Genomic DNA, 15,941 nt, shown 5'->3' on the forward strand with positions numbered 1-15,941 from the left:
CAGTGCGCGGTTCGCGGGGTCCAGCGGGTGAACCCGGGATCGTCACGGGTGGGGCGGACGGCGCCACCATCGCACAGTCGCGCGCGGCCCACGAGGGACGGCGTTGACGGGCGTGCCGAACTCTGCCACTCTCGTCCCACCATCCAGAGCGGCTGAGAGACCTGGCTCGACGACGCCGCAGCAACCTCCTTCGGGAAGGTGCTACCGCCAGGACCGATGGAGGAATCCCGGTGCGACCCACGCTGCTCCTCACGGCTCGTCGGCACGTCGACCTGTCCCGGCAGTCCAGCGCGCTCTCAACCCCACGCTGAGCGAACGCTCCACGGCCGCACCCCGGCCGTCGGGCCGCGCTCCCCAGGAACTCCCCCGAACCGCACCGGGCACTCCTCCCGTGCGGCCCCTCCCCGCCTGAGCCAGGAGCCACACCCCCATGACCAGCAGCACCCCTGACCCCCTCCCGTCGGGTTCGACGCCCGGGGCGTTCCGACCCACCCGTCGCACGGTCTCCGCCGTCCTCGGCGCCGGCGCGGTGGGCACGATCCTCTCCGCCTGCGGGGGTGGCGCGTCGGGTTCGTCGGGCTCGACCCCGGCCGGGGCGAAGCAGGGCGGCGACATCGTCTTCCTCATCGACTCCCTCGGCGACACCTGGATCCCGAACAACAGCGCGATCTCAAGCTTCCAGGGGAACGTCTGGGGTCACGTCACCGACAAGCTCGTCTACGTCGACGGCGAGGGGAAGGTGACGCCGTGGCTGGCCGAGAAGTGGGAGCAGAACGCGAACGCCACCGAGTTCACGCTGCACCTCAAGAGCGGGGTGACGTTCTCCGACGGCACGGCCCTGGACGCCGCCGCCGTCGTGGCGAACCTCGACTACTGGGCCAAGGGGCAGGCCGACAAGGGTGTGAACCCGATCGGCCTGTTCCCCAAGACGTACCTGCAGGCCTCCGCCGCGGACGCCTCCACCGTCGTCGTCGAGTTCAGCGCGCCGACGCTGGGGTTCATCCCCACCCTCGGGTACCACGGCTCCATCCTGATCTCCCCCAAGACGATCGCCCTGCCCGCCGAGGGCCAGGCGGACCTGTCGCAGGTCAGCGGGTCCGGGCCGTTCACGGTGAAGAGCTGGAAGGAGGGCGACGAGGTCGTCCTCGTCAAGCGCGCCGACTACGCGTGGGGCCCGCAGGCCCTCGGCAAGTCCGACGCGGCGGCGCTCGACTCGATCACCTACAAGATCGTCAAGGAGAGCTCGCTGCGAACCGCGAGCCTGCAGTCGAACCAGGCCGACGCCGTCTTCAACGCCACCCCGCAGGAGCTCGACGGGCTGAAGGAGGCCGGGTTCGAGGTCGCGACGCCCCGCTACCTCGGGTTCACCCACGGGTACCGCCTGAACACCTCGGTCGCGCCGTTCGACGACGTCGCGGTCCGGCAGGCGTTCCAGCACGCGATCGACCGCGACGAGATCCTGTCGACCGTCTACACCAGCGACTGGAAGAAGGCGCAGTCCTTCATCCAGTCCAACGTCCCCGAGGCCACCGACCACTCGGCGGAGTTCACCTACGACGCGGCGACGGCGAACTCGCTGCTCGAGCAGGCCGGGTGGGTGAAGGGCGCCGACGGCAAGCGCAGCAAGGGCGGCCGGCCGCTGTCGGTCACCCTGTTCCCGAACCCGTACCTCGTCACCTCGCAGGCCATCGACGAGCTCGTGGCCCAGCAGCTCGGCAAGGTCGGGTTCACCGTGGACCTGCAGACCTTCGACGTCGTCACCTACGGTCAGCGGGTCAGCGGGAACAAGACGCTGTCGAACTACGAGGTCACCCGCAGCTTCATCGACGTCGGCACCGTCGCGAGCATCCTGACCAGCGCCAACAAGGGCGAGGACTGGTTCGGGCTCGGCGAGAGCGACCAGACGCTGAACCACCTGCGCGACGCCGTCGCCGGCGCCGTCGACGAGGACACCCGCCGGACGTCGGTCGACCAGTTGCAGCAGTACGTCCTCGAGCAGGGGCTGTTCATCCCCCTGGAGCAGATCGTGCAGCGCATCTACGCCAACCGCTCCGACCTCAAGGGCGTGACCTACAACGGCGTCGCCTACGCGAACTACTACGCCGCCCACCTCGAGGCCTGAGGAGGGCACGCATGAGGGGTTACGCGGGTTTCGCGGCACGACGCGTCGGCCAGGCCGTCGTCGTCGTCCTGCTGGCGTACGTCGCGACGTTCGTCGTCATCAGCGTGCTGCCCGGGGACCCGGTCACGAACACGCTGCGCAACCCCGAGAACGGGTTCACCGAGGACGAGATCGCGCGCATCGTCTCCTACTACGGGCTCGACCAGCCCGTGGTCGTCCAGCTGTGGGAGGCGCTGTCGCGGTTCGTCGTCGGCGACCTCGGCGTGTCGCTGCGCAGCAACCGGCCGGTCTCGCAGTCGATCGCCGAGGTCCTGCCCTCGACGCTGACGCTGGCCGGCGGCGCCCTCGCGGTCGCGATCGTGCTCGCCGCCGTCGTCGCGGCGGCCACCCAGTTCCTCCCCCGGGGCGCGGGGCAGGGGGTGGCCCGCTCGCTGCCGTCGCTGTTCCTGTCGGTCCCGAACTTCGTCATCGGTCTCGTCCTCATCCACGTGTTCGCGCTGAAGCTCGGGCTGTTCCGCGTCATCGACCCCGACTCGGCCTGGGCGACGGCCTTCGCCGCCCTCGCCCTGGGGATCCCGGTGTCGGCGCAGCTGGCGGAGGTGCTCGTCGCCGGGCTCGACCACGAGTCGCGCCAGGAGTACGCCTCGGTGGCGCGCTCGCGCGGGCTGGGCCGGACCCGGCTGCTGCTGCGCCACCTCCTGCGCCCCAGCTCGCTGCCGGTCGTCACGGTCCTGGCCCTGACCGTCGGTGAGCTGCTCGGCGGTGCCCTCATCACCGAGACGATCTTCGGCCGCGCCGGCATCGGCAGCCTCGTGGAGTCGTCGGTGACGACGCAGGACCTGCCCGTCCTGCAGGCCGTGGTCTCCCTCGCCGCCGTGGTGTTCGTGGTGGTCAACCTCCTGGCCGACCTCGTGTACCCGCTGCTGGACCCGCGCGTGCGCACGCCCCGGACGACCACCGCCCGACCGGTGGAGGTGAGCGTCGCGTGAGCGGGACCATCACGGCCTCGCGCGCCCAGGCGCCGGTCACCACCGTCCGCTCGGCGTTCCGGGTCCCCCCGACCGTCGTGCTGTCGTTCGTCGTCCTGGCGGTCGTCGTCGCCTGGTCGCTGGCCCCGGGGTTCTTCACCCACCAGGACCCGGTGAACGGGGTGACGTCGCAGAAGCTGCTCGGCCCCAGCGCCGCGCACTGGTTCGGCACCGACCACCTGGGCCGCGACGAGTTCTCCCGCGTCGTGCACGGGACGGCGAGCTCGGTCACGAGCGCGCTCGTGGCGGTCGGCATCGGGGTCGTCGTCGGTGGCCTCGTGGGTCTGCTGGCGGGTTTCCTCGGCGGTCTGGTGGACGTCGTGCTGGCCCGCGTCGTCGACGTCCTGCTGGCCATCCCCAGCTTCCTGCTGGCCGTCATCGTCGTGAGCTCGCTGGGTTTCCAGACGATCAACGCGGCCGTCGCGACGGGGATCTCGGCCGTCGCGGTGTTCGCCCGCGTCATGCGCTCGGAGGTGCTCAAGACCCGCCGGTCGGTGTTCGTCGAGGCGTCGTTCCTGCAGGGCGGGTCGCGCGGGCACGTCCTGCTGCGGCACGTGCTGCCGAACGCCTCTCGCACCGTGCTGGCCCTGGCGGTCCTGCAGTTCGGGTTGTCCATCCTGGTCATCGCCGGGCTGGCGTTCCTCGGCTACGGCGACCCGCCGCCGGCCTCCGACTGGGGCCTGCTCGTGTCCGCGGGCAAGGACTACCCGACGGCCCCGTGGCTCGTGTACGCGCCCGCGGCCGTGACCATCGCCACCGTCCTGTCCGTGAACCGCATCAGCCGCTGGCTGCGCGGGACCGACTGAGGAGCCCGTCGTGAACGAACCCCTGTTGCGGGTGCAGGACCTGTCGGTCGCCTACCACCGCACCCCGGTGGTCTCGGGCGTCTCCTTCGAGATCCCGCCCGGCGGCAGCCTGGCCCTCATCGGGGAGTCGGGGTCGGGCAAGTCCACCATCGCCCGCTCGGTCCTGCGGCTGCTCCCCCGGCACACCGCCCGGGCGACGGGCACGGTCCAGGTGCAGGGCACCGACGTGCTGCGGATCCCCGAACGCCGGTTCCGGCCGCTGCGCGGGCGGACGCTGGGCTTCGTCCCGCAGGACCCCGCGACCGCGCTCAACGCCGTGCGCCGCATCGGGTCCCAGGCCCAGGAGGCCGCCGCGCTGACCGGCGAGCGCGACCGCCGCGCGCGTCGTCACGCCGTCCTCGACGTCTTCGAGCGCGTGGGCCTGCCCGATCCCGAGCGCGTCTACGACGCCTACCCCCACGAGCTGTCCGGCGGGATGCTGCAACGCGTCCTCATCGGGCTCACCGTGCTGCCCCGGCCCGCTCTCCTCGTCGCCGACGAACCCACCAGCGCCCTCGACGTGACCATCCAGCGGCGCGTGCTGGACCTGCTGACGGACCTGCGCACCGACCTCGGCATCGGGCTGCTGCTCATCACGCACGACCTCGCGATCGCCGCCGAGCGCGCCGAGCGGATCGTCGTGCTGCGCGACGGCCGCGTCGAGGAGGCCGGGTCGACGACCGAGGTGTTCACGGCCCCCCGGTCGCAGTACGCCCGGGACCTGCAGGCCGACGTCCCCGCGCTGAACCCCGACCGGTACCGGCGGGGGACCACCGTGCGCCAGGCGCCCACCCAGCTCGAACTGCGCGGCGTCACCAAGACGTTCGCCACCGGGACCCGGGCCCTCGACGACGTGTCGTTCGCCGTGACCGCCGGGACCACCCACGCGCTCGTGGGGGAATCGGGGTCCGGCAAGACGACGGCGGTCCGCGTCCTGCTGGGCCTGGAAGAGCCCGAGGCCGGGCAGGTCCTCGTCGCCGGCGAGGTCGTGGCGGGCCGCTCGCACGCCGAGCTGCGCGCCACCCGGCGGCACCTGCAGCTCGTCTACCAGAACCCGTTCACGTCGCTGGACCCGACCTGGCGGCTGGACGCGATCGTGCGCGAACCCCTCGACCGGTACGGGATCGGCGACCGCGCCGAACGCGACCGCCGCGTGGCCGAGGCCCTGGGGGCCGTCGGTCTCGACGAGCACCTGTGGCGCCGCCGGCCCACGGCCCTGTCCGGTGGCCAGCGCCAGCGGGTGGCCATCGCCCGGTCACTGGTGCTGCGCCCCGACGTCGTCGTCCTGGACGAACCCACGTCGGCGCTCGACGTCAGCGTCCAGGCGGACATCGTCGAGGTGCTCGTGAGGCTGCAGCGCGAGCTCGGGCTGACGTACCTGTTCGTCTCCCACGACCTCGCCCTCGTCCGGCAGTTCGCCGACACCGTCACCGTGCTGCGCCACGGACGGGTGGTCGAGGAGGGGACCGTCGAGCAGGTGCTGACCGCACCGCGCGAGGAGTACAGCAGGACGCTCGTGGCAGCGATCCCCCGCCCCGCTCTTCCCACCGAGCCCGTTCTCGAACCCCGGAGGTAGCAGCCCGTGACCCTGCGCGTTCCCGGTCCGCGGCCCCGAACCGACCTGCCCACCGTGCTCGTGCGCGGTGTCGTCGAGCACGGCGACGCCCGTGGCCGCGCACTGGGTTTCCCGACGGCCAACCTCCCGATCGTCGGCACGGGCCCCGCCGACGGCGTCTGGGCCGGCACCGTCCAGGTCGACCCCGACCAGGACGGCCCCGTGCACGTCGCGGCCGTCTCCGTCGGCCGCCGCCCCACCTACTACGCCGACGGGGTCCGGCTGCTCGAGGCGTTCCTGCTCGACGTCACCCTCGACCTGTACGACCACGAGGTCCTCGTGACGTTGCACCGGCACCTGCGCCCGCAGCTGGCGTTCTCCGGGTCGGACGAGCTCGTGGAGCAGATGCACCGCGACGTCGCCGCGACCCGCGAGTGGGCCGCCGCGACGGTCCGCTGACGCGCCTCGCGGGGCCGGCACGTTGCCTCCCCGGTCCCGATCACCGGGACCGGGGAGGCAACGTGCCGGTTCCCGGACGGCGCCCGCCCGCGGGGAAGGCCGCCACGGCCGCGCGCGTTGACCGCTGCATGAGCACCGTCGACGACCTGGTCGTGACCCACGACGAGCAGGCCCACCGCTGGGAAGGCCGCCTCGACGGGAAGGTCGTCGCCCTGGCCGACTACGTCCCGCAGGGCACGACGATCGCGATGGTGCACACCGAGGTCGACCCCGCGCACGAGAACCAGGGGCTGGCGACGAAGGTCGTGGACGCCGCTCTGGCCGACGTGCGCGCCCGGGGGCTGAGAGTGCTGCCGGCGTGCTCGTTCGTGCGCCTGCACCTGCGCCGGCACCGCGAGGAGTACGCCGACATCCTCTGACCTCGCCCGCGGGCCGCGCAGGGTTCCCGCGGACGCGGTGCGGGACAGGGCACCATGTCCTCGTGGTCACCCAGCAACCGCGTCGACGCGCCCGCCGGTCCCGCCCCGACGGGCCGGTGACGCTCGACGACGTCGCCCGGGAGGCGGGGGTCTCCCTCGCCACGGCGTCGCGGGTGCTCAACGGCAGCACCCGGGTCGTGGGCGAGGCGCTGCGCGAACGCGTGCACGACGCGGCGGCCCGCCTGGACTACAGCGCCAACGCGCAGGCGCAGGCGATGGCGCGCGGACGCTCCGACGTGGTCGGCCTGGTCGTGCACGACATCGCCGACCCCTACTTCTCCTCGCTGGCCGCGGGCGTGATGGGCGCGGCCGAGGGCTCGGGGGCCGTCGTCACGGTGTCGGTCAGCGGCGGTGACGCCGACCGGGAGGTGGCGCACGTGACGGCGCTGCGCCGCCAGCGGGTGCGCGCGGTCATCCTGGCCGGGTCCCGGTGGGCGGACCCCGCGCGCACCGACGCGCTGCGCGCCGAGCTCGACGCGTTCCGCGCCGCCGGTGGTCTGGTCGCGGCCTCGACCCAGGACGTGCTGGGCGTGGACAGCGTGCTGGTCGACAACAGCGGCGGCGCGCGGCGTCTCGCCGAGCAGGTCGCCGGCCTGGGGTACCGGGAGTTCTGGCTCCTCGAAGGACCCCCGAACCTGCTGACGGCCCGGGAACGCACGGCCGGTTTCCTGGCCGGGCTCGCCGCCCACGGCCTCGAACCCGCCCACCGCCTCACCGGGCCGTTCACGCGCGACGGGGCCTACGACAGCGTCGCGCAGTTCCTGGCCCGCACCGGTCCCCGCCCCGCGGACCGGCCCCGTCCGGTGCTGCTGGCCGTGAACGACGTCATGGCGGTGGGCGCGATCGCGGCCGCCCGCGACGCCGGGCTCGACGTCCCCGGCGACCTCGCCGTCGCCGGGTTCGACGACATCCCGACGCTGCGCGACATCCACCCCGCGCTCACGACTGTCCGGTTGCCGCTGGCCGACATCGGCCGCCGGTTGTTCGAGCTCGTCGACTCCGCCGACGGGGGCGACGCGCGCCACGAGCACGTCGAGGGTGAGGTGCTGCTGCGGGCCAGCACCCCGGGGCCGACGGGCTGAGGGCCCGGCTCAGTGCAGCCAGTCGAACGGTGACGACGCCAGCGGCCGCCAGTCCGGCGCGGTCCCCCCGAGCACCATGAGCGCCGAGGCGGAGGCGACGAGCAGCAGCACGCCGATGGCGATGCCGGTCTCCCGCTCACCCCGCAGGGCGCTGCGGATCGCCGTCCGCGCCCCGCGCTGCAGCGAGCGCCCGCCCGGGCCGTGCCAGGCGACGAGCGTGCCGGCCAGGCCGCTGAGGGCGAGGGTCGTCGAGCTCCCGTAGCCGCCGAGGGCGCCCTGGCCGAAGGTGCCGAGGATGAAGGCGACGCTGATCCCCACGAGCACGGGGACGATCGCGGCGAACACCGTCGACACCGCGGCGCGGAAGGCGTGCCACGGCGTCGCCGCGCCGACCGCGAGGGCGTCGGTGGACCGGGGGCCGGCCTCCCAGCGGCGCCGGAAGAGCCCGGCGGCGACCCGGTCGACGGTGCGCGCCACGGTCCCGCCCACCAGGGCGATGAGGACACCGGCGGCCGGGGCGACCGCGAACACGCCGACGAGGGCGAGCAGCGCGGCGAGGATCGTCCAGGACCGTTGCGGGCGAGCCGGTTCACCGTTGGTGCCCGTCCGCGGCGGGGCCTGGGCGGCGGACTGGGCGGCGGGGTGCGCGGCGGTCGGGTGGGCGTTCGGCGGCCAGCCCTGCGGCGCGTCCCGGGGCGGCTGCTCCAGCGGCCCGGGGCCGGGGACGCGCGGGATCCAGCCGGGCGGGGCCTGCTGGGCGGACGGCCGGGGCGCCGAGGCCGGCCCGGCCTGCGCGAACGGCGTCGTCGGTGGCGCGGGCCGGACGGGGGGCAGCACGCTCGTCGCCTCGGCGGGGCGCTCGGCGGCCGGCTGGGCGGTCCGCGGCAGGTCGGTCGTCTCGTCGGCCATGAGCGACTCGAACCGGGACCGCGGCGGCGTCGCCCGCGGCGGGACGGGGGCCGGGACGGCGGTGGTGCGCGCCACGGGGTCGACGTGGGCCTGCGGCGCGGTCGTCGCCCCGTCGAGGGCGCGCAGCAGGGCCTCGGGGTGCGGGCGGTGCGCGGGGTTGACCGCGAGCGCGGCCAGGATCGGGCCGCGCAGGTCGGCGGGGACCTCGGACAGGTCGACGTCGGCGCGGCGGACGCGGTCGAGGACGACCTCCATGGGGCCGCTGCCGAAGGGCGGGCGGCCGCTGGCGGCGTAGGCGACGGTCGCGGCCCAGCCCCACCAGTCGGTGGCCGGGGAGACGAGCCCGCCGGCGACGACCTCCGGCGAGAGGTAGCCGGGGGTGCCCATGACGAGGCCGGTGGAGGTGAGGCGGACGTCGTCGGCGACGTGGGCGATGCCGAAGTCGATGACGACGGGCAGCCCGTCGAGGACGAGGACGTTGCTGGGCTTGAGGTCGCGGTGCACGACACCGGCGGCGTGGATGGCGTGCAGGGCCTCGGCCAGTCCGTGCCCGAGATCGCGCAACCTGCTGCCGCGCAACGGGCCGCGGGTCTGGACGACGTGCTCCAGGGGCGGGCCGGGGACGTAGCGGGTGACGAGGTGCGGCCACTGGCCGTCGACGTCGGCGGCGAGGACCTCGGCCACGCGCGGGGACCGGACGCGTTCGAGGGTCGACACCTCGCGGGCCAGGCGCTGGCGGGCCTGCGGGTCGGCGGCGATGTGGGGTTTGAGGACCTTGATGGCGACGGCGCGGTGCTCGTCGTCCAGGCCCAGGTAGACGATCCCCATGCCGCCCTGGCCGATCTCGCGGTCGAGGCGGTAGCGGCCGAGCCTGTCGCCGGGGGCGGGGACGTGCAGGTGGGGGCGCCAGTCCTGGGCGGGGGTGCGTCCGGCGTGCGGGTCGGGGCGCGGGTCGGGCTCACCGGCACCCGTGCCGACCGCGCGGGTGCGCGCGTCGCCGCCGGGGTGCGGGTAGGGGGTGACCACGGCCCCACGGTACGGGACGCGGGGGTGCCGGCCCGGGTGCGCACGGGCTCTTCACAAGTCCGGGCGGCGACGTCCGGGCGCCGCCCGCGGATCACGACGGGTGCGGGCGGCGGGGCACCGCTAGGGTCTGAGCACGCGCTACCCCTAGGAGGATCCCCCCATGGCCGGCGACTACGACCTGGTGGTGGTGGCCAACCGGCTCCCCGTCGACCGTGTGGAGGAGCCCGACGGCTCGACGTCCTGGCGGCGCAGCCCGGGCGGTCTGGTGACGGCGCTGGAGCCGGTCATGCAGCGCGAGGACGGGGCGTGGGTCGGGTGGGCCGGTTCGCCCGGTGAGCCCCCGGAGCCGTTCGACGCCGAGGGCGTGCGGTGCGTGCCGATCGGGTTGTCGGCCGAGGAGGTCGAGGACTACTACGAGGGGTTCTCCAACGGCACGCTGTGGCCGCTCTACCACGACGTGATCGTCGCGCCGGGCTACCACCGCAGCTGGTGGGAGGCGTACGTGCGCGTCAACGAGCGGTTCGCGGTGGCGGCGGCCCAGCAGGCCGCCGAGGGCGCGACGGTGTGGGTCCAGGACTACCAGCTGCAGCTGGTGCCGCGGATGCTGCGCGAGCGGCGGCCGGACCTGCAGATCGGCTTCTTCAACCACATCCCGTTCCCGCCCTTCGAGATCTTCGCGCAGCTGCCGTGGCGCAAGGCGGTCATCGACGGCCTGCTGGGGGCGGACCTGGTGGGGTTCCAGCGGGCGGCGGACGCGAGCAACTTCGCGCGGGCCTGCCGGCGGGCCTCGAACCTGCCGGCGCGCTCGGGGCGGATCCGGCTGGACGCCGAGGGCGGCCGGGAGGTCCGCGTGGCGTCGTTCCCGATCTCGATCGACTACCAGACGCTGGACGAGCTGGCCCAGCGCGAGGACGTGAAGGCGCGCGCGGCGGAGATCCGGCGCGACCTCGGCAACCCGGAGCACGTGCTGCTGGGGGTGGACCGCCTGGACTACACCAAGGGGATCCTGCACCGGCTGAAGGCGTTCGAGGAGCTGCTCGACGACGGCGACGTCGGTGTCGAGGAGGCCGCGCTGATCCAGGTGGCGACGCCGTCGCGCGAGCGCGTGGAGCAGTACATCCAGCTGCGGCAGGACGTCGAGGTGACGGTCGGGCGGATCAACGGCACGCACGGGACCATCAAGAACACCGCGGTGCACTACCTGCACCACTCCTACGGGCGCGAGGAGATGGCGGCGCTGTTCCTGGCCGCGGACGTGATGCTGGTGACGGCGTTGCGCGACGGCATGAACCTCGTCGCCAAGGAGTACGTCGCCTCGCGCCACGACGAGCGCGGGGTGCTGGTGCTGAGCGAGTTCACGGGCGCCGCGGACGAGCTGGGGCAGGCGCTGATGGTGAACCCGCACGACATCGACGGGCTGAAGGAGCAGATGGTCCGGGCTCTGCGGATGCCCCCGCGCGAGGCGGGGCGGCGGATGCGCTCGCTGCGCCGGCGCGTCGCCGAGCACGACGTCCAGCGCTGGGCGGCCTCCTTCCTGCAGGCCCTCGCCGACCACGAGCCGCGCACGGGGGCGGGGCAGGCGTGAGCCGCGAGGTGGCTCCCGGAGCGGGCCTGGACGCGGCGCTCGACGCGGCCCTGGCGGCGTTCGCGGCGCGCGGACGGGTCCTGGTGACCCTGGACTTCGACGGCGTGCTGTCCCCGCTGGTGGACGAGCCGTCGGCGGCGCGTCCGCTGCCGGAGGCGTCGGCCGCGCTGGAGCGGCTGGTGGCGACGACGGACGTGGCGCTCGTCTCGGGCCGCGACCTGGACGACCTGCGCGCGTGCGCGGCTCCCCCGGCGGGTGTCGTCCTCGTGGGCGGGCACGGCACCCAGAGCTCCCTGGAGGGCGCGGCGGGCGGTCAGGCGCTGACCGGTGAGCAGCAGGACCTGCTGCAGCGGCTGGGTTCGGCGCTGGACGGGATCGCGCAGGGGCGCGAGGGCGTGCACGTCGAGCGCAAACCCATGTCGGCGGTGCTGCACACCCGCCGGGCCTCGCGCCCGGACGCGGCGGCGGCGACGGAGGCGGTGCTGGCGGGGCCGGCCACGTGGGAGGGCGTGCACGCGCTGCGGGGCAAGGAGGTCGTCGAGCTCGGCGCCGTGGCCCTCGGCAAGGGCGCCGGGATCCGGCGGCTGCGCGAGCGGTTGTCGGCCGCGGGCCCGGCGGTGGAGGCGGTGCTCTTCGCCGGCGACGACGTCACGGACGAGGACGGTTTCAAGGCCCTCGACCCGGACGCCGGGGACGTGACGGTGAAGGTGGGCGAGGGGCCGACGGCGGCGTCGCTGCGGGTGGGCTCACCGGTGGAGGTGGCCGAGCTGCTGCACGCCCTGGCCGACCGGCGGGCCTGAGCGCCGAACGCTCAGGCCCGCAGCGTCGTGCGCAGCCACGCCTCGACGTTGGCCACGTGCAGCAGGGCGGCGGCGTGGGCGCGCTCGCGGTCGCCGTCGCGCACGGCGGCGTGGATGGCGGCGTGCTCGGCGATCGTGCGCTCGCGGGAGTCGGCGACGGTCAGGGCCCGCCACACCCGGGCGCGGACGGTGGCCCCGGAGATCCCGCGCAGGATCGCGGCGAGGGCCGCGTTGCCGCTGGCGGCGGCGACGGCGCCGTGGAACTGCTCGTCGTGGGCGACGAGACCCTCCTCGTCGTCGGCCTGCTCCATGCACCGCAGGTGGTGGGTGACGAGGTCGAGGGCCTCGGCGTCGGCGCGGGTGGCGGCCAGGGCGGTGGCCTGCGGCTCGATGAGCCGGCGGCACTCCATGACGGCGAGCAGGTGCTCGTCGGCCATGAGGTCGACGGCTTCGCCGATGCCGGTGAACAGCAGTTCCGGGGTGAGGCTGGTGACGTAGGTCCCGTCGCCGCGGCGCACCTCCAGGACCCCGGCGGTGGCCAGGGCGCGCACGGCCTCGCGCAGGCCGGAGCGGGAGACGCCCAGCTGCTCGGACAGGGCGGCCTCGGCCGGCAGCCGCTGGCCGGGGCGCAGGTCCCCGCGCCGGACCAGTTCCCGGATGCGCTCGATGGCGGCCTCCGTCAGCGGTGCGGCCACACCCACCCCCTGCCCCGTCGCCGAGGCACGGCGTCCCGGCGGTCCCGCTCATTCTGCCCTCCACCGCGGTCGATCTAGACATCTGATGTCTGGGGTGGTTAGGTTCGTCGCCAGCAGTTCATCTCCGACATCGCCCCACGGTGGGCTTCCACGACGAGGTGATTCATCAGATGCCTGGAGGAACCTTGTCCACCCGCCCCGCCGTGTTCACCAGCCTGGACGTCCACGACGTCCGGTTCCCCACCTCCGAGCACCTCGACGGCTCGGACGCGATGAACCCCGAACCGGACTACTCCGCCGCGTACGCCGTCCTGCGCACCGACGCCGGCGACGGGCACGAGGGCCACGCGCTGGCCTTCACCACCGGCCGCGGCAACGACCTGCAGACCGCGGCGATCCACGCCCTGGCCCCCTTCGTCGTCGGCCGACGCGTCGACGACGTCCTCGGTGACCTCGGCGCGTTCTCGAAGGAGATGGTGCACGAACCGCAGCTGCGCTGGCTGGGCCCCGAGAAGGGCGTCGTGCAGATGGCCGTCGGCGCCGTCCTCAACGCCGCCTGGGACCTGCGCGCCAAGCGCGCCGGACAGCCGCTGTGGCGGCTGCTCGCGCACCTGGACCCCGAGGAGGTCGTCTCCCTCGTCGACTTCCGCTGGCTCACCGACGCCATGACGCAGCGCGAGGCCCTGACCCTGCTGCAGCGCGCCGTGCCCGGCCGGGCCGAGCGCGAGGACGAGCTGCTGCGCCGCGGGTACCCCGCCTACACCACCACCCCCGGCTGGCTGGGCTACTCCGACGAGAAGCTGGAACGGCTGGCCAAGCAGGCCGTCGCCGACGGGTTCACCCAGATCAAGCTCAAGGTCGGCGCCGACCTGCTCGACGACGTGCGCCGCATGGAGGTCGCCCGCGCCGCCGTCGGCGACGGCGTCCGCATCGCCGTGGACGCCAACCAGCGCTGGGACGTCGGCGACGCCATCACCTGGATGCGCGCGCTGGCCCCCTACGACCCCTACTGGATCGAGGAACCCACCAGTCCCGACGACGTCCTGGGGCACGCGACCGTCCGCCGGGCGCTGCACCCCATCAAGGTCGCCACCGGCGAGCACGTCGCCAACCGCGTCGTGTTCAAGCAGCTGTTGCAGGCCGGGGCGGTGGACGTGGTCCAGATCGACGCCGCCCGCGTCGCCGGCGTCAACGAGAACCTCGCGATCCTGCTGCTGGCCGCCCACCACGGCGTCCCGGTGTGCCCGCACGCCGGCGGGGTCGGGCTGTGCGAGATGGTGCAGCACCTGTCGATGGCCGACTACGTCAGCGTCTCCGGGACCTGGACCGACCGCGTCGTCGAGCACGTCGACCACCTGCACGAGCACTTCGTCACCCCCGTGCAGCTGGAGAACGGCCGCTACCGGGCACCGCTGGCCCTCGGCGGGGGCGGGGAGATGCTGGCGGCCTCCATCGCCGCGCACACCTTCCCCGACGGGCCCGTGTGGGCCGCCCGCCGCGCCCCGCAGGCCGTCGCCGCCGAGGGGATCCTGGCGTGAGCACCACCACGCACCTCGCCGCCCGGTACCACCGCGCCGGGGACGTGCGCGCCGACCGCGTCGAACGCCGCTCCCCCGGCCCCGGCGAGGTGGAGGTCGCCCCGCTGTTCACCGGCATCTGCGGCACCGACCTGCACATCGCGGCCGGCCACATGGACGCCCGGGTGAGCACCCCGGCCGTCATCGGGCACGAGACCGTGGGCACCGTCAGCGCCCTCGGGCCCGGCGTGACGGGGTGGGCGGTGGGCGACCTCGTCACCGTCGTCCCGCTGCGCCCCGACGGCACGTGCGCCACCTGCCGCAACGGGTTCTCCCACGTGTGCGACCACCTCGACTTCCTCGGCATCGACTCCCCCGGCGCCCTCGCCGAGCACTGGGTCGTCCCCGAGCACACCCTCGTGCGCGTCCCCGACGGGACCGACCCGCGCGACGCGGCGCTGCTCGAACCCACCTCCGTCGCCGTCCACGACGTCCGCCGCTCCCGCCTGGCCCCGGGCGAGTTCGCCGCCGTCGTCGGCGGCGGCCCCGTCGGCCTGCTCATCGCCCTCGTCGCCCGGCGGGCCGGCGCCGAGGTCGTCCTGTCCGAACCCGACGCCACCCGCCGGGAGCTGGCCGCGACGCTCGGCCTGGAGGTCGTCGACCCGCTGGCCCAGGACCTCGCCGCCCTCACCCGCGAGCGCACCGGCGGGGCCGGGGCCGCCGTCGCCTTCGAGGTCTCCGGCTCCGCGCCCGGCCTGGGCGCCGCGATCGGCGCGCTCGCCGTGCGCGGGCGGCTGTGCCTGGTCGGCATCCACGCCGCCCCCCGCGAGGTCGACCTGCACCCCTTCTTCTGGCGCGAGCTCGAACTGCTCGGGGCGCGGCTGTACGAGCGCCGCGACGTGGAGGAGGCCGTGCGGCTCGTCGCCGGCGGGGAGCTGCCCGTCGCCGCGCTCGTCTCGCGCGTCCTGCCGCTGGCCCGCGTCCAGGAGGCCTTCGCGGCGCTCGCCGACGGCGGTGCGGTCAAGGTGCTCGTGGACTGCCGCCCGGCGCAGGGCGACGCGTGAACGGCCCCTTCGACCTGACGGGGCGCCTGGCCGTCGTCACCGGCGCCAGCCGCGGCATCGGACGCGCCTGCGCCGTGGCCCTGGCCGCCGCCGGGGCCGACGTGATCGGCGTCGCCACCCGGCCCCCGCAGGACGAGGTCGCCGACGAGGTGCGCGCCACGGGCCGGCGCTACGAGGCGCTGGGCTGCGACTTCGCCGACCCGGCGGCCGTCGCCGCCCTCGGCGACGCCCTCGCGCAGCGGGAGGTGGACGTGCTGGTCAACAACGCCGGCACGATCCGCCGGGCCCCGGCCGCCGAGCACCCCCAGGCCGACTTCGACCACGTCGTCCAGGTCAACCTCACGAGCCAGTTCGCGCTGACCCGGCGCGTCGGAGCGACGATGCTGACCCGCGGCCGGGGCAAGGTCGTCTTCACCGCGTCGCTGCTGAGCTTCCAGGGCGGGATCAACGTGCCGGGGTACACCGCCTCCAAGCACGCCGTCGCGGGCCTGACCCGCGCCCTGGCCAACGAGTGGGCCCCGCGCGGGGTCAACGTCAACGCCGTCGCCCCCGGCTACGTCGTCACCGACAACACCGCCGCGCTGCGCGCCGACCCCGAGCGGTCCCGCGCCCTGCTGGAGCGCATCCCCGCCGGGCGGTGGGCCACCCCCGAGGACGTCGCCGGTCCCGTCGTGTTCCTCGCCAGCCCCGCGGCCGACTACGTGCACGGGGTCGTGCTGGCCGCCGACGGGGGCTGGCTCGCCCGCTGAGGCGGCCGGGCCGGCGGGCGCCGCCG

Annotated in this window: 14 protein-coding genes and 1 riboswitch; of the genes, 12 read left to right on the forward strand and 2 right to left on the reverse strand. The window is 74.7% G+C overall.

Translation table 11 applies throughout. From position 1 onward, the window contains the following. The first annotated feature begins 136 nt into the window (after positions 1-136). Positions 137-223, forward strand: a riboswitch (SAM riboswitch). 207 nt (positions 224-430) lie between these two features. From CLV37_RS22240 to CLV37_RS22270, 7 genes are all read left to right on the forward strand, one after another. Next, positions 431-2,122, forward strand: a complete 1,692-nt coding sequence (locus CLV37_RS22240; protein WP_106214617.1) for an ABC transporter substrate-binding protein — start codon at positions 431-433, stop codon at positions 2,120-2,122. Positions 2,123-2,133: 11 nt separating this feature from the next. Then, a complete protein-coding gene (locus CLV37_RS22245; protein WP_106214619.1) occupies positions 2,134-3,111 on the forward strand; it encodes an ABC transporter permease in 978 nt (325 codons plus the stop codon). Positions 3,112-3,119: 8 nt separating this feature from the next. Then, positions 3,120-3,956 (forward strand): ABC transporter permease, encoded by an 837-nt coding sequence (locus CLV37_RS22250; RefSeq protein WP_342762301.1) that lies wholly within the window; start codon positions 3,120-3,122, stop codon positions 3,954-3,956. Between the two features lie 10 nt (positions 3,957-3,966). After that, positions 3,967-5,571 carry a dipeptide ABC transporter ATP-binding protein gene (locus CLV37_RS22255; protein WP_106214623.1) on the forward strand — a complete coding sequence of 535 codons (1,605 nt, stop codon included), beginning with the start codon at positions 3,967-3,969 and terminating at the stop codon, positions 5,569-5,571. 6 nt (positions 5,572-5,577) lie between these two features. Then, positions 5,578-6,009 carry a riboflavin kinase gene (locus CLV37_RS22260; protein ID WP_106214625.1) on the forward strand — a complete coding sequence of 144 codons (432 nt, stop codon included), beginning with the start codon at positions 5,578-5,580 and terminating at the stop codon, positions 6,007-6,009. A 128-nt stretch (positions 6,010-6,137) separates the two neighbouring features. Next, positions 6,138-6,428, forward strand: a complete 291-nt coding sequence (locus tag CLV37_RS22265; RefSeq protein WP_106214627.1) for a GNAT family N-acetyltransferase — start codon at positions 6,138-6,140, stop codon at positions 6,426-6,428. A 62-nt stretch (positions 6,429-6,490) separates the two neighbouring features. Continuing rightward, a complete protein-coding gene (locus CLV37_RS22270) occupies positions 6,491-7,570 on the forward strand; it encodes a LacI family DNA-binding transcriptional regulator (protein ID WP_106214629.1) in 1,080 nt (359 codons plus the stop codon). A 9-nt stretch (positions 7,571-7,579) separates the two neighbouring features. Here CLV37_RS22270 and CLV37_RS22275 read toward each other — a convergent pair whose 3' ends face one another. Continuing rightward, the gene (locus CLV37_RS22275) at positions 7,580-9,505 is read right to left on the reverse strand and encodes a serine/threonine-protein kinase (RefSeq protein WP_106214631.1); all 1,926 of its coding nucleotides are present in this window, start codon (positions 9,503-9,505) and stop codon (positions 7,580-7,582) included. A 160-nt stretch (positions 9,506-9,665) separates the two neighbouring features. Here CLV37_RS22275 and CLV37_RS22280 point away from each other — a divergent pair, with 160 nt between their 5' ends. Both CLV37_RS22280 and otsB read left to right on the forward strand, forming a co-directional pair. Then, on the forward strand, positions 9,666-11,090 hold the full coding sequence (locus tag CLV37_RS22280; protein WP_106214633.1) for an alpha,alpha-trehalose-phosphate synthase (UDP-forming): 1,425 nt from the start codon (positions 9,666-9,668) through the stop codon (positions 11,088-11,090). Continuing rightward, positions 11,087-11,890 carry a trehalose-phosphatase gene (gene otsB, locus CLV37_RS22285; RefSeq protein WP_211298858.1) on the forward strand — a complete coding sequence of 268 codons (804 nt, stop codon included), beginning with the start codon at positions 11,087-11,089 and terminating at the stop codon, positions 11,888-11,890. Before CLV37_RS22280 ends, otsB begins: the two co-directional genes overlap by 4 nt. 11 nt (positions 11,891-11,901) lie before the next feature. Here otsB and CLV37_RS28905 read toward each other — a convergent pair whose 3' ends face one another. Continuing rightward, the gene (locus CLV37_RS28905) at positions 11,902-12,585 is read right to left on the reverse strand and encodes a FadR/GntR family transcriptional regulator (RefSeq protein ID WP_281260553.1); all 684 of its coding nucleotides are present in this window, start codon (positions 12,583-12,585) and stop codon (positions 11,902-11,904) included. Between the two features lie 170 nt (positions 12,586-12,755). On the opposite strand from CLV37_RS28905, the gene CLV37_RS22295 reads away from it, so the two are divergent. From CLV37_RS22295 to CLV37_RS22305, 3 genes are read left to right on the forward strand one after another with little or no spacing between them, the layout of a single operon-like run. Next, the gene (locus CLV37_RS22295; RefSeq protein WP_106214635.1) at positions 12,756-14,123 is read left to right on the forward strand and encodes an enolase C-terminal domain-like protein; all 1,368 of its coding nucleotides are present in this window, start codon (positions 12,756-12,758) and stop codon (positions 14,121-14,123) included. Beyond that, complete coding sequence (locus CLV37_RS22300; protein ID WP_211298860.1) at positions 14,120-15,166, forward strand: zinc-dependent alcohol dehydrogenase; 1,047 nt, start codon at positions 14,120-14,122, stop codon at positions 15,164-15,166. Before CLV37_RS22295 ends, CLV37_RS22300 begins: the two co-directional genes overlap by 4 nt. Next, complete coding sequence (locus tag CLV37_RS22305) at positions 15,163-15,915, forward strand: SDR family oxidoreductase (RefSeq protein WP_106214637.1); 753 nt, start codon at positions 15,163-15,165, stop codon at positions 15,913-15,915. The genes CLV37_RS22300 and CLV37_RS22305 overlap by 4 nt, the downstream gene beginning before the upstream one ends. The last annotated feature ends 26 nt before the right edge of the window (positions 15,916-15,941 follow it).

It is taken from the genome of Kineococcus rhizosphaerae, from assembly GCF_003002055.1.
Classification (GTDB): Bacteria; Actinomycetota; Actinomycetes; order Actinomycetales; family Kineococcaceae; genus Kineococcus; species Kineococcus rhizosphaerae.